The following is a 19,841-nucleotide window of genomic DNA, read 5'->3' as shown; positions in this document are numbered from 1 at the left end:
GTCTCTCGCCCGTTTTTTATGTTATTCGTATCCATTTCTATCCGAACTGAAAGATTAGATGCAGCATTCAGGAGTATATGAACGGCTGTCTCCGTAGGTACCAGCGTTTAAGATTCAGCGCGGTGAACCGTATCACAAGTAGAGCACATTGGGAGCGATAGCGAGAAATGCTGTCCGCTTCGTGCTAACACGGAGCACTTCGGACTTCAAGAAGGGTAGACTTGAGATATCCATGCTAATTTAACTTTAATGCTTAAGCTTTTTGGATGCCCCTGTGGTATCATGAACATGCCTATCATCCCGTTACATCTGAGGGGGAAGTTGCTTGTGAACATGGCCAATAACCATAAATATGAGGATGTATCTGTATTAGATGAGGCCAAGTCTGCGCTAGATGGTGAAGCAGCCCGGTTGGCAAGTTTGATTTACACGCATACTTCGCAGGATGGGACCTATGCTTCACCGATCCATGGTCTGTATGTGAACCGATATTCGCAAGTAGAAGCGGCGGATGATGTTCACACCATGTTCTCGCCGACAATCTGCATTGCAGCGCAAGGGAAAAAGCGAATTACCGTAGGCAAGGATGCTTATGAGTATAATGCTTCGCGAATGTATATTGCCCCCGTTGCCTTGCCGGTTGCGATGAAAATCATGCAGGCCAGCCCCCAAGCACCGTTCTTGGGGATAGGTTTATACCTTGATCCGCAAAGGATTGCTTCGTTGCTGCCGATGGTATTTCCTAATGGTTTGCCGGAGGTTAGCAATCGCAGTGCATGCTACGTCATCGAAGCAGATTTGGCCATGATGAATGCCGCTGCAAGATTGATGGCTTGTCTGTCCTCTCCCGATGATGCTCAAATGCTGGCTCCGTTGGTGAAAGACGAGATTTATATCCGCCTCCTCCGTAGCCCAATCGGTGTTTATGTTGCCGAGACTGTTCTGGCGGAATCGGGCATGCAGCAGGTTGCAAAAGCGATTGATTGGCTCCAAAATAACTTCTCCCAGCCGTGGAAAGTAGCGGATTTGGCGGAGTTGGTCCATATGAGCGAATCGTCGTTTCGCGAGTATTTCAGATCGGCTACTGCGATGAGCCCTCTGCAATATCAAAAGGTGCTGCGCCTGCAAGAGGCGAGGCGTCTAATGTTATCCAGCTCCATTGACGCAACTACGGCGAGCCGGCTTGTGGGCTATTTGAGCGATTCCCAATTTAGCCGTGATTATAGCCGATTTTTTGGGTCCCCTCCAACTAGAGATATCACAAGGTGGCGTCAGGACCAGCAACAGTTGAAGTGAAACGCACACATAAACGGCTTTTCAATTTCCGCGGGCATAGCGCCTAGCGGATTTTTCTTTATTAAGCGGCGGAATCTGTTGAAACAGGCAAAAACTCCGACGGAAAAGGCAAAGACCGCAGTGGTCAATCCCCTATACTTAGAGTAAACATCCTACCGATAGGAAAGGGGCTTTTTGAAAATGCGTGTATTGGTTACAGGGGCGACAGGCTTCATCGGAGGGGCGGTCGTTCGCGAACTGCTGGATGCCGGTCACCAAGTGGTTGGTCTTGCCCGTTCTGAAAAAGCTGGCAAACGGCTTACGGCATTGGGTGCCCAGGTTCAAATCGGTTCGATTGAGGATTTAGCAGGCTTGCGCAAAGTGGCTGCTGCAGTAGACGGGGTCATTCATTTGGCCTTCTTCCACAAGTTCTCGCATGCGGGCCTTCCAACTCGGCTTAGAGTTTTATTCGGCGGGAATCCTCGTCATGTGGTGATGCGATTTATGAAGGCTGCAATTGAGACCGACAGGCGAGCCATCGAGACACTTGGCACCGCCTTACCCGCCGGTGACCGGGCGTTTGTCGCCGCAATGCCTACGATGACGCTTACTCCCGGCCGTCTCGGAACGGAGGACAGCGCTGGGGATCCTCAATCCCCAGGTGGATTACGCATCATTTCTGAACATACCACCTTAGACTTGGCGAATCGGGGCGTACGTTCCTCGATTGTACGCCTCCCACCGATCGTACACGGTGAAGGCGATAAGACGGGCTTGTTCCCAAATCTGGTGAACATCGCTCACAAGAAGGGTTTCTCCGCCTATACAGGCTCTGGAACCAACCGTTGGCCATCCGTGCATCTACTGGATGCGGCGCGTCTGTTTAGACTCGCCTTAGAACAAGCTCCGGCAGGGTCCCGATTTCATGCAGTGAGCGAAGAGGGCATTCCGTTTCAAGAGATCGCCACGGCTTTGGGCCTCCATCTGAACTTGCCGGTCCAAGGCATTGGAGTTGAAGAAGCAGGTAAACATTTCGGATGGCTTGCGCCCTTCACGAAAACGGATAATCCGGCGTCCAGTGCGTTGACGCAGGAGCGTTTGGGATGGAATCCAGTACATCCTACCCTTTTAGATGATATTCGGAAGGGGTATTATTTCTAACTGTAAACCGAGAATGGATGTTTCGTGGAAGGGGCGATTTCGTTGTTGATTTCAGTGACACGGGTGCGAGTGAAGGGCATGTGGGTGCTCCCGTTTTTTATCTACCACATCGTTCGGTCAACGAAGCAACTGAATATGGCTGCCGGATTGCTACATTCCGACCTCACACGCGACAGTTGGAGAATAGGTTGGACGATGTCGGTATGGGAGAACAAGGATCGCATGCTGGAATACCGCAATCACGGCAATCACGCCAAGGCCATGCGGATCGCACGCCGAATTGGCGATGAATTTGATGCCGTCCACTGGGATGCCGATACTATTCCTAGCTGGGAGGAAGCGAAGATCCGTTTGCATCAAAAGTACGGCAGGAAACTGGACCAGAACAAGCGGTGAATTGCGTCCCTTTCGACCCCAAGCTGGTGCCTCAATCGAGAAGATCGGTATTGATCCTATAGCCACTATAGGGTTTATGGGGCAACAGCTTCACGGTGCATCAACGGAGGAGAATAATTCATATGGAAAATAAGATGATTCGGGCAGTCGTTCTCATTCTCGCATTTTCGATTGCCGGATACGCAATTGTTCAGTATGGCGTGCTTAAAGCTAGTGATGCCGGACTTGTCTCTTTCAAATTGCAAAAGCCGAATTTTGAACTCAAACCATGGATATATGTACTATACATTCATATTTTTACCGCGATATTTGCCTTGATCATAGGACCCTTTCAACTATTTATGAAGCCAACAAACGCTAGGAAACGTTGGCATCGTCTATTGGGGTATGGATATGTTCTTTCGATTACAGTTAGTGGGATCGTGAGTGTGTATTTATCCCTTTTTGCCACAGGAGGTTGGATTGCCGGGCTTGGGTTCATGTCGCTCGATGTATTGTGGGTTGCGACGACGCTTACTGCAACGAGAAAAATTATGGCCAAAGACATCCAAGCTCATAAAGCATGGATGCTTCGCAGTTATGCGCTTACTTTTGCAGCTGTCACGCTTCGAATCTGGTTAGCGCCGCTGGCTCTTCTGTTTGGCGATTTCGAGGCGGCGTTTCGGGTTGTCGCTTGGATTTGTTGGATTCCTAATCTGCTCGTCATAGAAGCCGTGATTTCCAGAATGAGGTTGCGGCAGCGGAAATGATCCACAACTGCCATGCCAAAACGATCCGTAAAACTGCGCATCCATGGCGCAGTTTTATTGTGCGTACGGTGGAATGTAGTTCGTGCCGCGCCCCCAATGACGCAGGTTTTTACGATGAAAAGCGAGTATGGAAGGAAAATCGTCTCCACCGGACGAAAGGGAGAGGAGTGCTCAAACGGAGGATACGGAAGGGGACTTTGAAGGAAGTATGGCTAGCGACCAAACCTAAACGATTGGGCACGTCTCGCGGATCTGCGGAATTTTCCATCCAAAAGCTGAGATATTACGATAAACTTGGGTTAGTTTGCCCCAGCCGGACAGATCCCTTCACCCGATAGGACATGGTGGCGGGGTCGTGTTCACCTGGGGCTGGACTGGCTCGGACTCGTTTCCGCCAGGCTTCAGCACCGTTGAGATTCAATTACGAGAGCAGAGCAACGGAACTCAAATGTTCTTAACGCACGACGGTTTACCGGTTTCGCGCAGACGTACGCATCGGGCCGGATGGAATTACTACCTAGGTCGATTAGAGCTAGTCCTGCTCGGATTGGAGCCCGGCCCTGATACGTTCGACATATCGACCACACCTTTCATGATAAAGAGGATATTCGCTTATCGTACTTCCTTGAAGATGCTGCAACTGAATTTGATGTCCAGGGTTTAGAATTAGATTGGACATGCAATGTATGGGATGCTGATCTAAGATTAACTGAATTTAGAGGATAGTCTAAACCAGCGTTGGAACGTAATTGCCGAGGCGAGACCTTATCAGGGATAGTTCTCCATCATTTGATATATATAATTGTGAAAGTCTTCAATATAGGTTTTGGGCTCTACACCTTTAAGGTGAGTGCCGAAGCTTACTAAAAATTGAAATCCCGTACGATTTTGAGGACATGAATGGTGGCTAATAAAAATCCAGAACGATTCGATGGTCTTTAATACTCTTTCGACCGTACCTTTCCTTTTGATCTTGTCGTCAAACCTCTGATTTTCTCAGGGTTAACTAGCTATCCTCGAATCCCCCGGCGTAAGAAGTTTTACGCACCGCTTTGATATCTTGCAGAGGAGGCAGACCAAAAATCTTCGATATTCCCGATTGAATTGTGACGGACTTTCATAGCCTACTTTCAAAGCCGCTGTCGTTGCCCCCACGGGACCGCTCAACATGAGACGCCTTGCTTCAAGAAGCGGAGCTACTTCTGATACTGCAAGGGCCCCATTTTCGTTACCGCTTTGAATTTATGATGCAGTCCGGAGGTGCTCATGTTGCAGGATTTTGCAAGTTCCTGGGCGGTAAAAGAGCTTGCGTAATTTTCTTTAATCCAACGGATCGCCTTTCCGATTCCGTCTTCTATTTGATCAAAGAACACCTTTTGGAAAAATAAGTGCCCATAATCCCCTGACAGTAAGTTAAAGATCATTTCCCGTTTGATCAGTTCGGACAGAAACCGAACTTCTTTAGTCTTATCGATTAACTTCAGTAACCGTAAAGAGATGTCCAGCAGCTCGGCATCCGATTTTCCGATGAAGGCTCCGACACGCAGATCTTTCCCTTTGGGTTCCGTGACAAGTTCCGTCTCCATGACCACAGAAGCGATTTCTTGGGTCGTAAAATCGATACGCAAACTGATATAAGGCGATTGTTCCGTAGCGCCGATGATTTGGGAGGAAGCGGGCATATCGATCAGCGCCGCCAAATAATCACCCTCTGAGTAATGCAAAATATCTTGAAAATTGAACTGAGAGCAATAGATTGATGTTATTCCAGAAGAACCCCTCACATTCTGCTTCAAGAAAGTTTCGAACTCTAATTGCATTGAATTCGAAGTTCTTTTTTATATCAATGATAATCACACCTATCGGTATATAGTAAAACTAATATAACCAAAATACCGAGAAACGTAAAACTTGCCCCTTCAGCCATCGCGGTGAACCGTATCACAAGTAGGGGCAAGTTTTTTGAAGAAAAACTCGCAGGAGCCTGTACTTGCAACATGGGGATGGTGGAGCAGGTAGGTCACACTCCGGTCGGGCAGGCAAACACTTAGACACAACTCTAAGCGTTTGCCTGCTTCTTTCCTTTTTTTGTTGAGCAAATCATGATTTTTTATTTTCCAACATGAATTTCATCGGATCATAGCCGGCATGTGGAGCAGCGATATAAGAATCATAAAAGGCTATTTTTAAATCAACAATATTCAAATTCTTTTTGTAATCATCGATCTGCCTCAGGATTGCCTTACGGTGGTCAATTAACAACTCTCTCCTTACAGGAGCAGTTTCTTTCCCTTGCATGCATAAATCAATATATTGCTTAATTTCCTTGACTTGCATCCCCGAGTTTCTAAGGCAGCAGATCAGCTTTATCACTTCCAGATCGGCTTCACTAAACTGCCGCTTTCTGGTGCTGTTTCGAGTGATAAAGGGCAGAAGTCCTTCTTTATCATAAAAACGGATGGTATGCGCGGAAATATTGCAGGCTGTGGCAACTTCATTAATGGTATACATGGCCAAAATCTCCTTAAAATATGATGGGCAAACACATTTGACTTAGATTGAACTCTAAGTGCTACCATGAGTTTAAAGCACAATCCAAGAACGTTCAAGGTGCTTAATGCAATTTATAAGCTTTACACAAATGAAATGATAAGGAGAGTTACTGATGGCAGAAAATATGAAGCGTGATTGGACTGCAGTTGATATTCCCTTACAAAAGGGCGTCACGGTTGTTATTACAGGAACCGGTGGAATTGGCTATGAAACAGCATTGGAGATGACTCGCGCAGGAGCCGAGGTTATTATGGCAGGTCGAAACAAGGATAAGGGTGAAGAGGCTTTAAAAAAGATCAACAAACGAATTCCTGCTGGAATTATACGTTTCGAAAAACTTGACCTGGCGGATCTTGAATCTGTTAAAGCATTTGGCGAACGAATGAGGGCGCAACGCAAAAGTTTGGATATCTTGATTAACAATGCAGCGGTAATGAATCCGCCTCAGCGCAGGACTACAAAAGATGGATTTGAACTGCAGATGGGTACAAATTATCTTGGACATTTTGCATTAACAGCACAATTGCTCCCCCTTCTGCTAAGAGCAAACAAGCCTCGGGTGGTCACTTTGAGCAGTATAGCTCATCGTTCAGGAGTAATCCATTTCGATGATTTACAATCGGAACACCAATACAAACCAATGGTTGCCTATGCCCAGTCAAAGCTCGCGTGCCTGATGTTCTCGCTTGAACTGCAACGGCGAAGTGATGCAGCCGGCTGGGGGATAAGCAGTATGGCTGCACATCCGGGAATCTCAAGGACAGAATTAATCCCCAATGGATCGGGAAAAAATAGCCCGGCGGGTTTAGTTCGGCGTTTGTTTGGACCTGTTTTTTTCCAGCCGGCAGCCCATGGAGCATGGCCGTCACTTTATGCCGCGACAGCTAAAGAAGCAACAGAAGGCACATATTACGGGCCCTCCAGAATGAATGAGATGAGAGGGTATCCAACGGTAGCTAAAATTGCGCCGCAGGCAATGGATGTTGGGGTTGCTTCTAAGCTTTGGGAAGAATCTGAAACGTTGACAAAAGTCAAATTTATTGAATAGTTGCAGTCGTTTGGAGATACCATTTTTGTTGCAGAGCAACGACCCAATCAAGTGTGCCGAATTCGTCGCATAGCGAATAGAATAAGCCACCGAAGGCCATCGGTTGAGCACACCGGTGAAGTGTTGTATAATTTGAATATTCGTATTGATGGAGGGATTCGTGCTTTGATGATGATGGCCGTATTCTTGACAGTTGTGATCCAGTAAAGATCAACTGAATAAGGCGATTAGCATGTGAGAAGAAGCCCGGAACTAATGTTTCAGGTCTTGTTTTCATGTAGTTCTGCATGCTTTCGACTGTCAAGGAACGGAACATTCAATCACGTACAATCCTGAGGTGCCCCTATAGAGGGGACGCCATATTTGTGTGTATAGGAGACGCGAATGGACTTTTGTTCATTTGCGTTTTTTTATGCGCCAAAAGTCAAATACGAAGGGGTAATGAAAGATGGCGCTTTATTTTGTGACCGTTTTACCGGGGCTTGAGCATGTTTTAGAGAATGAAATTGGAGTAAAAATTCCTGATGCCAAGATTCAACGTATAGAGCGGGGAAAAGTTTATTTTCATTCAAGTTTGTCTATGGGGGCATTGACGGTTTTGCGAACTGCAGACAACCTTTACTGCCAAATTCATCGGTTCCAGGTCGGACCGCATAAGATACATCTGGCTGAAATCGAACATGAAATAGCTCAATTAGATTTGTCCCGGGAATTTCCGGAGCATTTCGGTACGATCCGTTATAAAGTTAATGCCAGCAGAGCAGGGAAGCATACCTACTCCCGATTTGATGCGGCGGAGGCGGCTGCAAGAGGGATTGCGCGGTGTGATCGCCGATATCGACTGGACATGACAGGAAGGCACGAAATGGAGTTTCGACTTGACATCCATCATGAGGATGCGGTCTTCGCTTTGCGGTTGACAGATGCCTCATATCGTTATCGAACGGAGCAGAGAAGATTCACCCATGCTGCTTTGCGTCCTTCCGTCGCGCATGCTCTTGTTTGGTTATCGAATCCCGAAGCAACGGATATTGTTGTCGATCCGTGCTGCGGCTCAGGTACGATCGTATCCGAACGTCTCGCTTATCCATATGATCAAATTGACGGTGGAGATCTTTCTGAGGAGGCGGTAGAAGCTTCTATAGAAAACATTGGATTCTATGGTCGTTTGAGAATTCGGCATTGGGATGCCCGCCATCTGCCTATTGATGCCGGATTTGTCGATAAAGTGGTCACCAACCTGCCCTTTGGCAGGCAAATATCGACAGACGAAGATATTCCAAAACTGTACTATGATGTCTTCAAGGAGATGAAACGGGTATTAAAAAGCGATGGGAGTCTCCTTTGCTTAACGGATGCGGATGCTGCGGCGCGATCAGCAGCTGAGAAGTTGCAATTTCGTTATTCGACGGTGACAACCCTTTGCTTGAAAGGGCTTAATCCGACCCTGTTATTGCTCAAAAAGCTGTAACCGCCTATTTCCGCAAAAAATATCAAAAATTAAGGACCGTATTATATTATAGTTGGTATATCTCCATGGAGGCGATGAGATGAATTACATGCAATCGGTAACCAAGGCAATTGTCTACATCGAGGCCCATCTGTCCGATGAGATTACGGCAGAAGTAATTGCTGCAGAGGTTGGATACACTTCATATCACTTCCATCGAATATTCCAATCCGTCACACGAAGCACCGTTTCGGAGTACATAAGGTGGCGGAGATTAACCTATGCGGCCTACGATTTGTTTAATACCAACCTTAGAATCGTAGAGATCGCGGTCAAATATCATTTTTCATCTCAGGAAGCCTTTACACGTTCGTTTCAACGGAGGTTCTCGATCACTCCGGGACAATTCAGAAAGCAGAAGGATATGAAAGACACGCTGTTCCGGGCAATGGAGAAGAAGGCATTGGATGAAGTCGGGCTTCGGCATTTGCACGAAGGCGTAACCCATGATCCCTTAATTATCTCTATGGGCGAACTTTATCTGACGGGAATGGAAATGAGAGGTCTTAATTCCAACCAAATCGGGAAATTGTGGAACGCCTTCAGAAAACGCGTGGCGGAGTTGGATAGAAGGCGAGATCACGATTCGATTTATTATGCATTAATCGAACTTACCGGAAGGGAGTGGGAGGTCTCTTACACCGCTTGCGTCGAGGTCAGCGAAGCCGGGCGGACGCCTGAGGGTATGGTTGATAAAATCCTGCCGCCAACGACTTATGCTGTATTCTCACATAAGGGAACCGTTGCGGGGATACAAGACACGTTTCAGTATATTTACAGCACGTGGCTGCCCAAATCGGGGAGAATGCTCATGAACCAACCGGAATTTGCACGCTACGACCATAGATACCTGGGGCCATTGCATGAGGATTCGGAATTTGACATTTATATCCCTATTGGCCCGGACGTAACATGAGCCATGATTGGAGGACGGTTTTGGATGAAAGGAAATAATCGACAAGGGTATGCAGGATATTCTGAAGTGCAATTATCGGACGCCTCACTGGGAATTACGTTTCCCATAACGGTGATGTATCCGACGGACAGGCCTGAACAAGAAGAGCGGCTAGGGCCATACCTGCTGGAATTGGCTAGGGACGCAGACCCCTTGGAAGGGAAATTTCCTCTGGTTCTCATTTCCCACGGAACAGGTGGTTCTCCTCTTGTATACCGGACGCTTGCCCGGCATTTAGCGCGAAACGGCTTTATCGTCGGCATGCCCGAGCATCCGTACAACAATCGTAATGATAATAGCCTGGAAGGGACGGTTCAGAACCTTGCTTACAGACCGAGACATCTTAGAATGGCCATCGACTGGTTTTTTGAAGATGAGAGGATCAGCCGTAAAATAATGCCCAATGCCGTTTCGGTCATCGGGCATTCCTTGGGGGGCTACACCGCACTGGCGGCGGCAGGCGGCATACCCGCCTCGTTCCCTCAGGAGTCATCCGACGGACAATCCCGGACCATAGAGGTAGTCCCGGATCCCCGGATCAAGTCTCTGGTTCTATTGGCCCCGGCGTCGGTTTGGTTTCGGGCTGACGGGGCGTTGCGTGCGGTTAACCTCCCCATTCTCATGCTGGATGCCGAGAAGGATCCGTACACTCCTTCCTTTCACGCACAAGTTATTATCGGCGGGGTTGCCGACCCGAATAAGATTCGTTATCGAACAGTCGAAAATGCAGGGCACTTTTCCTTTCTGAGCCCATTTCCCAAATCGATGATAAATCCGTCATTCCTTCCATCCCAAGACCCTCCCGGATTTGATCGGGAACAGTTTCATGAGTGGCTCAACGCTGAAGTACAGCATTTCCTATGCAGTCATCAATCATCTGTCCGACAACGCGGAGAACCGTATCATAAATAGCGGCAAGTTTTTTCGGCGGGGAACGAGCGAGATTGCTTGGGGTGCATCGAATTCTGACATACAAGCTCACAAATTCCAGTTTTGGTCACACATGCTCCTCTTGAACTGGTGATGTCTCCGTTCAGTTGAGACATTTTGATGGAGGTAATGTTCAAAGCACGGTCGGTCTAACCATAATTTCACTAATCAGGGTGTCATCAGGTTCATTTATGGCAAAAGCAATGGCTTTGGCAATACTGTAAGGAGAAATGCCCATATCTTTAATTTTATTGGCTATCGCTTGTACTTCTGGGCTGGTGATGCGATCGAGCAGTTCGGTTCTAGTCAGCCCTGGAGCAATCACGGTAGACCGTATATGCGAAGTCGGGGACTCTTCCAGGCGCAGCCCTTCTGAAATGGCCCTCACGGCGAACTTAGTGGCAGAGTAAACGGCCGATCTCGGGGCCACATGATAACCGGCTGTAGAAGACAGGTTGATGATATGGCCGGATTGCTGCTCCCGCATGGTGGGCAATACTGCCGCGATGCCATACAGAACACCTTTGATGTTCACATCGATCATTTGATCCCATTCTTCAACTCTTAGTTCAGACAGATTGGAGTTCGGCATAATGCCTGCATTGTTGATTAATACATCGATTCGGCCATACGTATTCAAGGTGAATTTGGCCAATTTCTGCATATCTTCAGCGGAAACGACATCCGCTTTTACAGAATAGGCATCACCGCCACCCTGTTTGATTTCATCAACTATTGCATGCAGACGTTCTTCTCTTCTAGCAGCCAATACTACCTTCGCGCCGTTTTGGGCCAGCAACTTCGCAGTTGCTTCTCCTATTCCACTGGAGGCTCCTGTTATAATGACCACTTTGCTTTGAATATTTTCCATGAGTTACTGCTCCTTTGCTTATAAATTAAGATAGATAGATGGGAAGGTTGAAATTAAACGAACATCCGATATAAAATGTGTGTTGATTATATGGCGTCCGTTGATTAACATTATAGATAGTAGCCCCGAATACTCAATGGTTAATTGATGCGTATTTGTTTGATATACAACAGTACACTCGGAATTGTTGATGATCTTAAGGAGGTAACGAATGCAATGGAACATGCCGTAAAAATCGACCGCCGCATTCTCCGAACAAAACAATCCATTACGAAATCCTTTTTGGAGCTGTTCTTGGAAAAAGATTTTGAAGCAATTACGATTAACGATATCGCGGACCGCGCCAATGTTAACCGTGGAACCATTTATCTGCATTACACTGACAAATACGATCTCTTGGATAAATGCATTGAAGAGCACATCAACGAATTAGTCTCTCTTTGCAAGAGATGGGAAGTCAATGAAGTTAATATAGAGCTCATACATGAGTCAAAACCGTTTTTCGATTATTTGCGGGACCACTTCCCGTTCTTTTCTTCTATGTTCTCCAATCAAAGGGTCTTTGTATTTCGGGACCGGTTGCAGCAATTTATCTCCGTCAGTCTTATGGATAAAATGAATAAGCTGGGTAATAAGTCTGATGTCGAGAGTGAGCTAAATGCTCAATTCATGGCTTCTGCTTTTATCGGGATTGTGGAGTGGTGGATTCGTCATCAAATGCCGCATTCCACGGATTTTATGGCCGATCAGGTCAGAAAATTATTTGAAAAAAATCAGATTTATCCAAATATCATGAAGTGACCATGAACTTGTAACCTTATATCGGCAATAACAAAAGGGGTGCCTTAGCGATCAAGATATTCATGCAACGTCACAATTCGGCATATGATTTTTTTGAGGTCGAAAATGAAGGATATCTTTGTCTTGCGAGTGTATGCTATAGTTCCTCCAGAACGTTCACTATGGAGGCAGATGGAAATGGAACTCAGAGCGCGAAAATGGGGATTGCATCTGAACAACTTGTTCATTCCGAGGGAGCCACCCCCGAGCTCGTTCATGGCTTCCTGAGCGCTCTGAAACAGGGCAACCTCAATCAAATCTTATCCATCCTGGAACAAGAAGTTGTCCTTGAGTAGGGCTAATTCACGCGATTGACAATAAGCGGGAAGTAATATACTTTTATAATAAGTGAGTTACTCACTCATCCTAAAATTCAACATTTGTTTCTAAAGGAGTTGCAAAAGATGAGTAAAAAGAACATCTTGCCGGATTTATTACTGCGAAAACGCAATCGTCGTAAAAACACAAAACTGCTTCAGATTGATACGCCGAATCGTATCGTTGAAAGCCGTTACGTTAAAATCGGCGATATCGACCAATGGGTAACCATACGGGGAGAGGATTACCATAATCCCGTTCTATTGTTCATCCATGGCGGGCCAGCTTCCCCGTACTCCATTTTCAGCCCGTTATTGCGTTCGTGGGAGAAACATTTCACAATCGTTCAATGGGATCAGCGAGGCGCTGGCAAAACGTTCACCAGGAACGGAAAAGACGGAAGCGGTACGATCACCTTCGACCGCATTGCTCAGGATGGCATCGAGTTGGCGGAATATCTGTGCAACAAACTCCGGCATCAGAAAGTGATTCTCATCGGCAGTTCAGTAGGCAGTCTGATTGGAATTATGATGGCTAAACAGCGTCCCGACCTGTTTTATGCTTATGTCGGTACAGATCAAAATGCTCCGGATCCTCAGCATCAAACGTACAAAGTGACGCTAGGTGCTTTCCGCAATGCAGGCCATGCGAAGGGAGTTCATTTGGCCATGAAAATGGGGCCGGATCCCACCCGATGGAGCCGGAAAGATTTTGAACTGAGAAATCAGTATCTGGTAAAAGTGATTAACGATGTGCCAAATATGATTATGGACCTCACCCTGCCGTCTATGCTCTCTTCCCCTGAACACAAGTTCAGTGATCTCATCCATATTTTCAAAGGGATGAATTACACTCTTGGCCATCTGTTTGACGAGTTAGTGGCTTTTGACTTCGACCAGGTTGGACTTTGCTTTGAATTGCCTTTCTTTATTATGCATGGCGATCAAGATATCATAACGCCAACTGCAACGGCACAAGCATACTTCGACAAGATTGAAGCTCCGTTCAAAGAATATGTTCGGATTCGGAATGCCGGCCATCTTGCTTGTTTTTCCCGGCCGGAGCAATTCTTGGAGGAGCTTATGAAGCGGGTAGGTCCTCTAGCAGTCAGAACAGAGAACGAATTGTGTAGATGAGATAAATTAAGAGATTTCGTGGTACTATGAGGATAATTCTTTAATAAGATTGGAGATTGAAGCTCATTGTCCCCATTAAATAAACACCAGCTGAATCTGATCCGCGACGAGCGCAGAGAACAGATTAAGCAGGCGGCGCTTAAACAATTTGCCCGGCACGGATACTCGGGAACGAAAACGAGTATGATCGCTGCGGAAGCCGGTATCAGCGAAGGCCTTATTTTCCGATATTTCAAATCCAAAGAAGAGCTATTCACCACGCTCGTTCAGGAGTTAATGGAAGAGGCGAAGAAAGAAACCGAGAATCTTCAATATTTGTCCGGCTCTCCCTTTGAACAAATCAAGACTTTAACCCAAGGCATGCTGGACGAGAGCAGTAAATATGCATTTATGTTCATTCTAAGGGCACGGAAGACGGGTGAAATTCCAGAGGCGGCGGCACGGATTCTAGAACAACATTCAGTGGATGTTGTACTCGACAGACTGATTCCAATCTTTGTTCAAGGGCAGCATGCTGGAGAATTCTCCTCGGGAGATCCACGGAAGCTGTTGGCCTGGTACTTTCACATCATTAATTGTCTTATTTTGGAGGAAGCTGAGAAGGAAGAGCATGGGTTACCGGATGTGGACTTCTTAATGCGATTATTGACAAACGGGAAACCCTGGTTCAATCTTTCAAATGATAGAGCCCCTACAAAGGATGGCCCAAAAATTTGACGTTACAGACAGCACGGTGAACCCTGCCATAAACAGCGGCGAGCCATGGTAGGAAACCGCGCAAAAGGCTTGGGAAGACAGAACTGCTTCCTAAGCCCTCTCCTCACGAAAGCACCAGCAACCGATGCCATACAGCTACATAAAATCAAAAAAATAACGGATCACGTGGAAAAAGACCGGCGAGGTGTAGGTCAGGCTGTCGACCCGGCTCAAGTAGCTCTTGTTCAAAGCAACGAACTTATCGTCATCCCCGATTAACAAGTCCCGCTTCAGTACGGACACCGTCAAGCTGCCGAAGAAACCGCTCAGGCTGATCAGCATGCCGGACACGATGCCGAAGGTCAGGTCAAGCGGCGTCAGGTAGGGATAGACCAGATACGAAGCTCCTGTCGTTACGAGAAATGCGCATGCGAAGCCTTCCCAGGTCAGATTCGGGTTGGCGGTCGGGACCACCTTCCGCTTGCCGAAATAGATCGAGGCCAAATAGTGCACGGCATCCCCGAGCTGTGTCAGCACCACCAGAAAAAGCACAAGTCCCGCTCCGTACTGCGGCGCGGCAAATTGGAAATAGGCCAGGTGGCTCAGTCCGAAGACCATCAGCATAAGTCCCCACTGGACCCGGCTGACGCTGCGCAGAAAACCGACCGTCCCTTTGTTAATCAACCTCGGGAGCGGCAGGAACAAGAATACATAGATAGGGATAAAGACAATGAACATCCCGTACCACCCGATATAAATCCAGTAGAACTGCAAGGGAATTGACAAGTAGGCCCATAAGAACAGTCTGCGTTCGGATTTTCTCGACTTCATCATGGAGAAATATTCCTTCAGCGCGAAGAAGGCGAGCACCATTAAGGAAAAGAGTGAAACGACCGGGTTGAACAGGGTAGCCAGGCAAAAAACGAAGAGCATCCCCCACCAGGTCTTGATGCGAAATCCGATGCCCGTATAGTCTTTGTCCGGCTGTATTCTGCCCATCACATAATACAGAAGATGGATAACGGATAAGACTGCAAAAATAAGGACCATCGTGAATAGCGAGCGGTTCAATGCCAATCACCAACTTGTCTGCAAGGTACGATTCCGCTAAAGGGATCTTGTGTTATTATGAAGGAAACGTTCGAACTTGATAAGGGGAAAATTTGTAAATGGAAGCTGAACGATCGGTCTTTATCTTGCTTACGAATACCGGGACGCTTTTTACGAAGATTATTCAAGGCTACACGAAAGCGCCCTACAATCACGCCTCGATTTCCTTCAACCGGGAGCTTTCGGAGCTGTACAGCTTCGGGAGAAAGCATCCGAGCAACCCCTTGAATGGCGGATTCGTGAAGGAGGACCTCAAGACAGGCACATTCAGCAAGTATCCGAATACGACGTGTGTTGTTTACGAGCTTCAAGTCACCAGCCGCGAAGTGGAGAAAATGAAGCGGGTTCTGCAAATCTTTATCCGCAGCCGCCAAAAGTACCTCTATAACATTCTGGGCGTGATCGGCGTCGCACTGAAGGAACCGATTGAATTCAGCAATTCCTACTTCTGCTCGCAATTCGTCGCGGAAATTCTGGAGCGGTCCGGTATAAAGCTGTGGAGTAAGCTGCCTGCGCTCGTTACGCCGGATGATTTCCGGCAAAGCGACCGGCTGCGTCTGATCTACGAGGGGAAATTAAGCGAATACGAACCGGAGCTTTGACGACTAAAAAAGGAGATCCAGCCTCGAAAAATGAACTTTCGGGCGGCTCTCCGTTTTTTTATTCCTTCGAATGTGCGGCTTCGTCCTTTACTTCCTCCCGAAAGCCCTGGATGCTTTCTTTGCGGCGCTCGTTCTTTTCTTCGATCTGTCTGCGCTCCTCGCTGCTGATTTCCGAGGAAAATTCATTCAAATATCCTTCCGCCTCGTGCAGGTTCTGCTGTGTATTCTGAATGCTTTGCTGTAAATGCTCGACATTATCCGCCCGGTTATCCGGCTTTGCCATTGGTTTATCGCCTCCTGAAATGTAAAACGCTCACTGGAGCGCTGACAGGTAGCTTGGCCGGTAATGGGGCATTTTATGCAGCGATGAAAGAATGAGCCAGTGCTAAACTTGGCGATATCTGGGCAAGATAAAGCTGATTTACGAGCGGATTATAGAGGAGGTTAAATGGATGCTGGATCGCATCGGGATAGGATCTCACGGGGGAGGAGTCGCTACCGCCTCCAGGGAAGACTATCATGTAAGGCGGAGTACCGGATTTCGTTCGGCTACGACCGCCTACCCCGGGTCAGCTATAGCGACCGAACGCCAGACGGACGACCAGATTGATATTTTCTACGTTGACGATCAAGGCCGCATAAATGTATGTGGGTGGTCGGAAACGGAGCCTGTCAGGAACAGGACCGAGAGTTAGCCTCGGGATACAAATTTTCTTATATTTTTCACGTCCAGCACTTTCACATTTCCGGTCAACAGATGCTGATCGCTGACGATCCAGGTGTGATCCTTTGAGTTCCTTCTGCGCATCGCAATGAAATTGTACGGACTTCCGGAATATATCCTGAAGCCTTTGGCCAGGCAATCGGAACAGAACTTAACGCATTCTCCCCGATTGCGATTCGGGAAACGAACCTTGCCGAACACATGCCGTTGTACGAGCAGGGTCGCTCCTTGAACGAGGGGAGCCTGCTTATGAGCCATGGTAAAATAACGAAGCAGGAGCCGCTTTTTGCCGCTTAAATACATATGATGGGCTCGTTTACCTACGACATCGGCGTTTGTCTTGGTCATGATCCGCACACTTTCCGTTAAATAGCCCGGAGCATAATAATCGTCGTCGTCGAACTTGGCAATCAGACCGTATCTGGATCGTTTAACTCCATAATTAAGGCAGCTCCCGAGCGATACATGCTCCGGCAAGCTGTAGACTCTGACGTTCGGATAGGGCTTGGCAGCCTGGACATACTCGGTCATCTTGAGGCTTCTGTTATTCAGTATGACGATCAGCTCTTTATTCCGATAATTCTGTCTGCTGTAGTTATGAAAAAGCGTGTTCATACACTGCCGCCGTTTCGTGCAAGTAATGATGGAAACCGCCGCCATTATAAAACGCCCTTTGGCTTTCTCTGCACAAACTGCTTGTAATTCTTGACATTGGGGATTCTTCTATGATGAGCTATCAGTTCCTGATCGCTGATGACCCAGGTATGGTTGGATGAATTCTTCCGGCGAATGGCCGCAAAGTTATATTTTCCGCCAGAACGAACCTTGTATCCCTTCCTCTTGCTTCTTACGCAAAAAAGATCATCCTCGCCAACGCTTCGATCTGGAAACCGAACCTTGTTTAACACGTCCCGTTTAATGACCAGCGTAGCTCCCGGCAGCCTGGTTGCGGGCCGATTCTCATCATCGGGAAATCGAAGAATCAGAGTCTTGGAGCCTCGCAAATACATATAATGGGCGCGCTTGCCTATGATATCGGCTTTGGTTCTGTGAAGCGCCTGCAAGCTGTCGGTTAAATAATAGGGAGCATAGTAATCGTCGTCGTCGAACTTGGCCACGTAGCTATATTTCGCTTTCCTGACAGCGAAATTCAGACAAGCTCCAAGGGAGCGGTGCTCCGGAACGCGGAAGACTTGTATATTTTTATGTTGTTTGGCCAAGCGCTGATAGGGCGCAAGCGGTATTTTATCGTTGTTGACAATAATGATAAGTTCTTTCTTCGGATGACGCTGTCTGCTGTAATTATGAAGCAGGTTCCCTGCATAGCCTTGCCGATTCGTGCAGGTAATAACAGAAACGCCTTGCTGCTTGATAGAGTGTCCAGGGCTGGCTTCCATCACATCGCTCCCCTTATCCGTGATGACTAACAATATCTCACTATACAATATGTAGTCGATAGACAAGGGTAACGGCATATCCACTATGGCGTAATCATACAGTCTTCCGTTTAGAACTTATGGTCCTTATTAGTCTCATGAATTAGCTTTGATATAAACCTGTGAAACTCAAACTTGTAAACAAATTTTCTGCTGACTTTCATTCTCTCAAAAATACCTAAAGCTTCCAGCTCCATTAAATCGGAACGTGCCGTTTCATAAGCAACCTTATGTCTTTTTTTGTACTCTTCGATTGTCACAAAATTTTTCTGCTTCTTACTAAGCAATGTTATTTCTTTGTGCTGTCTTTTAGAAAGGACTAAACCGTTTTCAACTAACCAATCATTAAATATCAGCTTTCCAACCTCTGTTTGGAGCTGCTCCAATAATTCAACGTATCTTGCTAATAATAATTCCAGTTGATTGATGATAAAGTAAGTGATGTCCGTTGGATTTTTTTCGCAATCTTCTATCGATTTATAATAAGCGCCTTTCTTCTGATTGATGGCAGTGGATATGGACAGGTACTTAAAAAACTGAAATCCTTGTTTTAATAAAAACATAACAGTAAAAGCTCTGGCTGTTCTGCCGTTCCCGTCGAAGAAAGGATGTACGTATACAATATAAAAATGGATGATACAAGCCTTAATGATTGGATGGATCTCAGGTGTGTCAGAGTGTATAAATTTGAACAAATCATCCATCATCCACTGTACATCACGCGCTTTAGGGGCATGATAGATAACTCTGTTTGTTGAAAGGTCTTTTACCTCTACATCGTCATCTCTGTATTTTTCAGTAATGTCGTCGTCCTCAAGAGTGCCCTCAGTAATAATCTTGTGCAGTTGAATAAATACATCCTCGTCCAGAGGTGTACCGATATTGTCCAGGATATGCATCATTGCTGCATAATTATTATAGATCATTCTTTCGCTATGATCTTTTGGCTCTTGCTTCTTTTTTAGCATCTCCGAGGTTCTTTTTCTTGTTGAAACAGCACCTTCAATAACACTGGAGTTATAGGCTTCATCGATTAATAGCTCATGTACTTTTTCATCCCAGTCCGTTACATGAGATATAATTTCCTGTATATCTTGTGTGGCTCCATACTCTATCTTGTCGAGATAAGTGTTTATCATAGGCACTGTAACAAACCAGATTTTTTCACCATGTTGATCAAACAAGTCTAACTGTATTGATCTTTCTTTTCTCTTAGAGACTATTTCCTCCCAGAGCTTCATTACTCCTGGACCTACTTTTTGTCTATAAATAAAGGCCTGTTTAGGCAGGTACTTTTCCAGTACATATTTGTCCAAATCAGAGTTTGAAAAGCTCATGATAACACCTCCGTTCGCATTACTATTATATTCCAAGGAACACAAATCCTATACGCATACAAGTGCTTATTAAATACTTTCCAATTACTAATATAATACTAATTACTATCTGATTTACGTGCAAGCCCATATTCCTTCAGAACATGAAAAAGACCCCTCGTAAAAAGGGGCGGCACAGGTTCCGATCCATTTTA

At 46.5% G+C, this 19,841-nt stretch carries 21 protein-coding genes and 1 pseudogene; 14 read left to right on the top strand and 8 right to left on the bottom strand.

All coding sequences use genetic code 11. The annotated features are described in order from the left end of the window. Positions 1–333 precede the first annotated feature (333 nt). The 6 genes and pseudogenes from L692_RS0126555 to L692_RS34095 all read left to right on the top strand — a co-directional run bounded on the left by L692_RS0126555 (position 334) and on the right by L692_RS34095 (position 4,307). A complete protein-coding gene (locus L692_RS0126555; protein ID WP_025702920.1) occupies positions 334–1,296 on the top strand; it encodes an AraC family transcriptional regulator in 963 nt (320 codons plus the stop codon). 180 nt (positions 1,297–1,476) lie between these two features. Beyond that, positions 1,477–2,436 carry an SDR family oxidoreductase gene (locus tag L692_RS0126550; RefSeq protein ID WP_025702919.1) on the top strand — a complete coding sequence of 320 codons (960 nt, stop codon included), beginning with the start codon at positions 1,477–1,479 and terminating at the stop codon, positions 2,434–2,436. 78 nt (positions 2,437–2,514) lie between these two features. Further along, positions 2,515–2,832: a DUF3291 domain-containing protein gene (locus L692_RS33760; protein ID WP_312001376.1), complete on the top strand. Its 318-nt coding sequence runs from the start codon at positions 2,515–2,517 to the stop codon at positions 2,830–2,832. A gap of 122 nt (positions 2,833–2,954) precedes the next feature. Continuing rightward, a complete protein-coding gene (locus L692_RS30385; protein ID WP_036725845.1) occupies positions 2,955–3,581 on the top strand; it encodes a DUF2306 domain-containing protein in 627 nt (208 codons plus the stop codon). 355 nt (positions 3,582–3,936) lie between these two features. Beyond that, a pseudogene (locus L692_RS34100) lies at positions 3,937–4,104 on the top strand (SRPBCC domain-containing protein); the annotation flags it as partial. 53 nt (positions 4,105–4,157) lie between these two features. Further along, entirely contained in the window at positions 4,158–4,307 is a 150-nt protein-coding gene (locus L692_RS34095) for a DNA/RNA helicase domain-containing protein (protein WP_156940600.1), read from the top strand. A gap of 470 nt (positions 4,308–4,777) precedes the next feature. Here the strand turns inward: L692_RS34095 and L692_RS33755 are convergent, their stop codons facing one another. Beyond that, a complete protein-coding gene (locus tag L692_RS33755; protein WP_051503596.1) occupies positions 4,778–5,281 on the bottom strand; it encodes an AraC family transcriptional regulator in 504 nt (167 codons plus the stop codon). A 400-nt stretch (positions 5,282–5,681) separates the two neighbouring features. Then, positions 5,682–6,092, bottom strand: coding sequence for a MerR family transcriptional regulator (locus tag L692_RS0126530; protein WP_025702917.1), 411 nt, complete (start codon positions 6,090–6,092; stop codon positions 5,682–5,684). Between the two features lie 154 nt (positions 6,093–6,246). On the opposite strand from L692_RS0126530, the gene L692_RS0126525 reads away from it, so the two are divergent. The 4 genes from L692_RS0126525 to L692_RS0126510 all read left to right on the top strand — a co-directional run bounded on the left by L692_RS0126525 (position 6,247) and on the right by L692_RS0126510 (position 10,559). Then, positions 6,247–7,182, top strand: a complete 936-nt coding sequence (locus tag L692_RS0126525) for an oxidoreductase (protein WP_025702915.1) — start codon at positions 6,247–6,249, stop codon at positions 7,180–7,182. 448 nt (positions 7,183–7,630) lie between these two features. Next, the gene (locus L692_RS30915) at positions 7,631–8,653 is read left to right on the top strand and encodes a methyltransferase domain-containing protein (RefSeq protein WP_025702913.1); all 1,023 of its coding nucleotides are present in this window, start codon (positions 7,631–7,633) and stop codon (positions 8,651–8,653) included. A 79-nt stretch (positions 8,654–8,732) separates the two neighbouring features. Beyond that, complete coding sequence (locus L692_RS0126515; protein ID WP_025702912.1) at positions 8,733–9,608, top strand: AraC family transcriptional regulator; 876 nt, start codon at positions 8,733–8,735, stop codon at positions 9,606–9,608. Positions 9,609–9,632: 24 nt separating this feature from the next. Further along, a complete protein-coding gene (locus L692_RS0126510; RefSeq protein ID WP_025702910.1) occupies positions 9,633–10,559 on the top strand; it encodes an alpha/beta hydrolase family protein in 927 nt (308 codons plus the stop codon). Positions 10,560–10,710: 151 nt separating this feature from the next. Here L692_RS0126510 and L692_RS0126505 read toward each other — a convergent pair whose 3' ends face one another. Then, positions 10,711–11,448 (bottom strand): SDR family oxidoreductase, encoded by a 738-nt coding sequence (locus L692_RS0126505; RefSeq protein ID WP_025702909.1) that lies wholly within the window; start codon positions 11,446–11,448, stop codon positions 10,711–10,713. A 216-nt stretch (positions 11,449–11,664) separates the two neighbouring features. On the opposite strand from L692_RS0126505, the gene L692_RS0126500 reads away from it, so the two are divergent. From L692_RS0126500 to L692_RS0126485, 3 genes are all read left to right on the top strand, one after another. Then, a complete protein-coding gene (locus L692_RS0126500; protein ID WP_084463421.1) occupies positions 11,665–12,249 on the top strand; it encodes a TetR/AcrR family transcriptional regulator in 585 nt (194 codons plus the stop codon). Positions 12,250–12,692: 443 nt separating this feature from the next. Further along, a complete protein-coding gene (locus L692_RS0126490; RefSeq protein ID WP_025702903.1) occupies positions 12,693–13,742 on the top strand; it encodes an alpha/beta fold hydrolase in 1,050 nt (349 codons plus the stop codon). A 66-nt stretch (positions 13,743–13,808) separates the two neighbouring features. Next, positions 13,809–14,459 (top strand): TetR/AcrR family transcriptional regulator, encoded by a 651-nt coding sequence (locus L692_RS0126485; protein ID WP_025702901.1) that lies wholly within the window; start codon positions 13,809–13,811, stop codon positions 14,457–14,459. 135 nt (positions 14,460–14,594) lie between these two features. Here L692_RS0126485 and L692_RS0126480 read toward each other — a convergent pair whose 3' ends face one another. After that, positions 14,595–15,509, bottom strand: a complete 915-nt coding sequence (locus tag L692_RS0126480) for a phosphatidate cytidylyltransferase (RefSeq protein ID WP_025702899.1) — start codon at positions 15,507–15,509, stop codon at positions 14,595–14,597. A gap of 98 nt (positions 15,510–15,607) precedes the next feature. Here L692_RS0126480 and L692_RS0126475 point away from each other — a divergent pair, with 98 nt between their 5' ends. Beyond that, positions 15,608–16,150: a hypothetical protein gene (locus L692_RS0126475; RefSeq protein WP_025702898.1), complete on the top strand. Its 543-nt coding sequence runs from the start codon at positions 15,608–15,610 to the stop codon at positions 16,148–16,150. Between the two features lie 58 nt (positions 16,151–16,208). Here L692_RS0126475 and tlp read toward each other — a convergent pair whose 3' ends face one another. The 4 genes from tlp to L692_RS0126450 form a co-directional block, all read right to left on the bottom strand. Further along, positions 16,209–16,433, bottom strand: a complete 225-nt coding sequence (gene tlp, locus L692_RS0126470; RefSeq protein ID WP_025702896.1) for a small acid-soluble spore protein Tlp — start codon at positions 16,431–16,433, stop codon at positions 16,209–16,211. A 408-nt stretch (positions 16,434–16,841) separates the two neighbouring features. Continuing rightward, positions 16,842–17,534 carry a glycosyltransferase family 2 protein gene (locus tag L692_RS0126460; RefSeq protein WP_025702892.1) on the bottom strand — a complete coding sequence of 231 codons (693 nt, stop codon included), beginning with the start codon at positions 17,532–17,534 and terminating at the stop codon, positions 16,842–16,844. Further along, positions 17,534–18,271 carry a glycosyltransferase family 2 protein gene (locus L692_RS0126455; protein ID WP_025702890.1) on the bottom strand — a complete coding sequence of 246 codons (738 nt, stop codon included), beginning with the start codon at positions 18,269–18,271 and terminating at the stop codon, positions 17,534–17,536. Before L692_RS0126455 ends, L692_RS0126460 begins: the two co-directional genes overlap by 1 nt. Before the next feature lie 110 nt (positions 18,272–18,381). Then, on the bottom strand, positions 18,382–19,647 hold the full coding sequence (locus L692_RS0126450; protein ID WP_025702889.1) for a Fic family protein: 1,266 nt from the start codon (positions 19,645–19,647) through the stop codon (positions 18,382–18,384). Positions 19,648–19,841: the final 194 nt, after the last annotated feature.

It is taken from the genome of Paenibacillus forsythiae T98 (assembly GCF_000520735.1).
Taxonomy (GTDB): Bacteria; Bacillota; Bacilli; order Paenibacillales; family Paenibacillaceae; genus Paenibacillus_AQ; species Paenibacillus_AQ forsythiae.
The sequence above is the reverse complement of the archived record's forward strand: the minus strand, read 5'-3'. Positions and strand labels throughout refer to the sequence as shown.

Excerpts from the sequence above, each read along its gene's own strand:
- L692_RS0126515 (WP_025702912.1), top strand. The coding sequence starts at position 8,733 with ATGAATTACATGCAATCGGTAACCAAGGCAATTGTCTACATCGAGGCC.
- L692_RS33760 (WP_312001376.1), top strand. The coding sequence starts at position 2,515 with ATGTGGGTGCTCCCGTTTTTTATCTACCACATCGTTCGGTCAACGAAG.
- L692_RS0126475 (WP_025702898.1), top strand. The coding sequence starts at position 15,608 with ATGGAAGCTGAACGATCGGTCTTTATCTTGCTTACGAATACCGGGACG.
- L692_RS0126510 (WP_025702910.1), top strand. The coding sequence starts at position 9,633 with ATGAAAGGAAATAATCGACAAGGGTATGCAGGATATTCTGAAGTGCAA.
- L692_RS0126525 (WP_025702915.1), top strand. The coding sequence starts at position 6,247 with ATGGCAGAAAATATGAAGCGTGATTGGACTGCAGTTGATATTCCCTTA.
- L692_RS30385 (WP_036725845.1), top strand. The coding sequence starts at position 2,955 with ATGGAAAATAAGATGATTCGGGCAGTCGTTCTCATTCTCGCATTTTCG.
- tlp (WP_025702896.1), bottom strand. The coding sequence starts at position 16,433 with ATGGCAAAGCCGGATAACCGGGCGGATAATGTCGAGCATTTACAGCAA.
- L692_RS0126460 (WP_025702892.1), bottom strand. The coding sequence starts at position 17,534 with ATGGCGGCGGTTTCCATCATTACTTGCACGAAACGGCGGCAGTGTATG.
- L692_RS0126505 (WP_025702909.1), bottom strand. The coding sequence starts at position 11,448 with ATGGAAAATATTCAAAGCAAAGTGGTCATTATAACAGGAGCCTCCAGT.
- L692_RS0126455 (WP_025702890.1), bottom strand. The coding sequence starts at position 18,271 with ATGGAAGCCAGCCCTGGACACTCTATCAAGCAGCAAGGCGTTTCTGTT.
- L692_RS0126550 (WP_025702919.1), top strand. The coding sequence starts at position 1,477 with ATGCGTGTATTGGTTACAGGGGCGACAGGCTTCATCGGAGGGGCGGTC.
- L692_RS0126530 (WP_025702917.1), bottom strand. The coding sequence starts at position 6,092 with ATGTATACCATTAATGAAGTTGCCACAGCCTGCAATATTTCCGCGCAT.
- L692_RS0126490 (WP_025702903.1), top strand. The coding sequence starts at position 12,693 with ATGAGTAAAAAGAACATCTTGCCGGATTTATTACTGCGAAAACGCAAT.
- L692_RS0126555 (WP_025702920.1), top strand. The coding sequence starts at position 334 with ATGGCCAATAACCATAAATATGAGGATGTATCTGTATTAGATGAGGCC.
- L692_RS0126450 (WP_025702889.1), bottom strand. The coding sequence starts at position 19,647 with ATGAGCTTTTCAAACTCTGATTTGGACAAATATGTACTGGAAAAGTAC.
- L692_RS0126500 (WP_084463421.1), top strand. The coding sequence starts at position 11,665 with ATGGAACATGCCGTAAAAATCGACCGCCGCATTCTCCGAACAAAACAA.
- L692_RS30915 (WP_025702913.1), top strand. The coding sequence starts at position 7,631 with ATGGCGCTTTATTTTGTGACCGTTTTACCGGGGCTTGAGCATGTTTTA.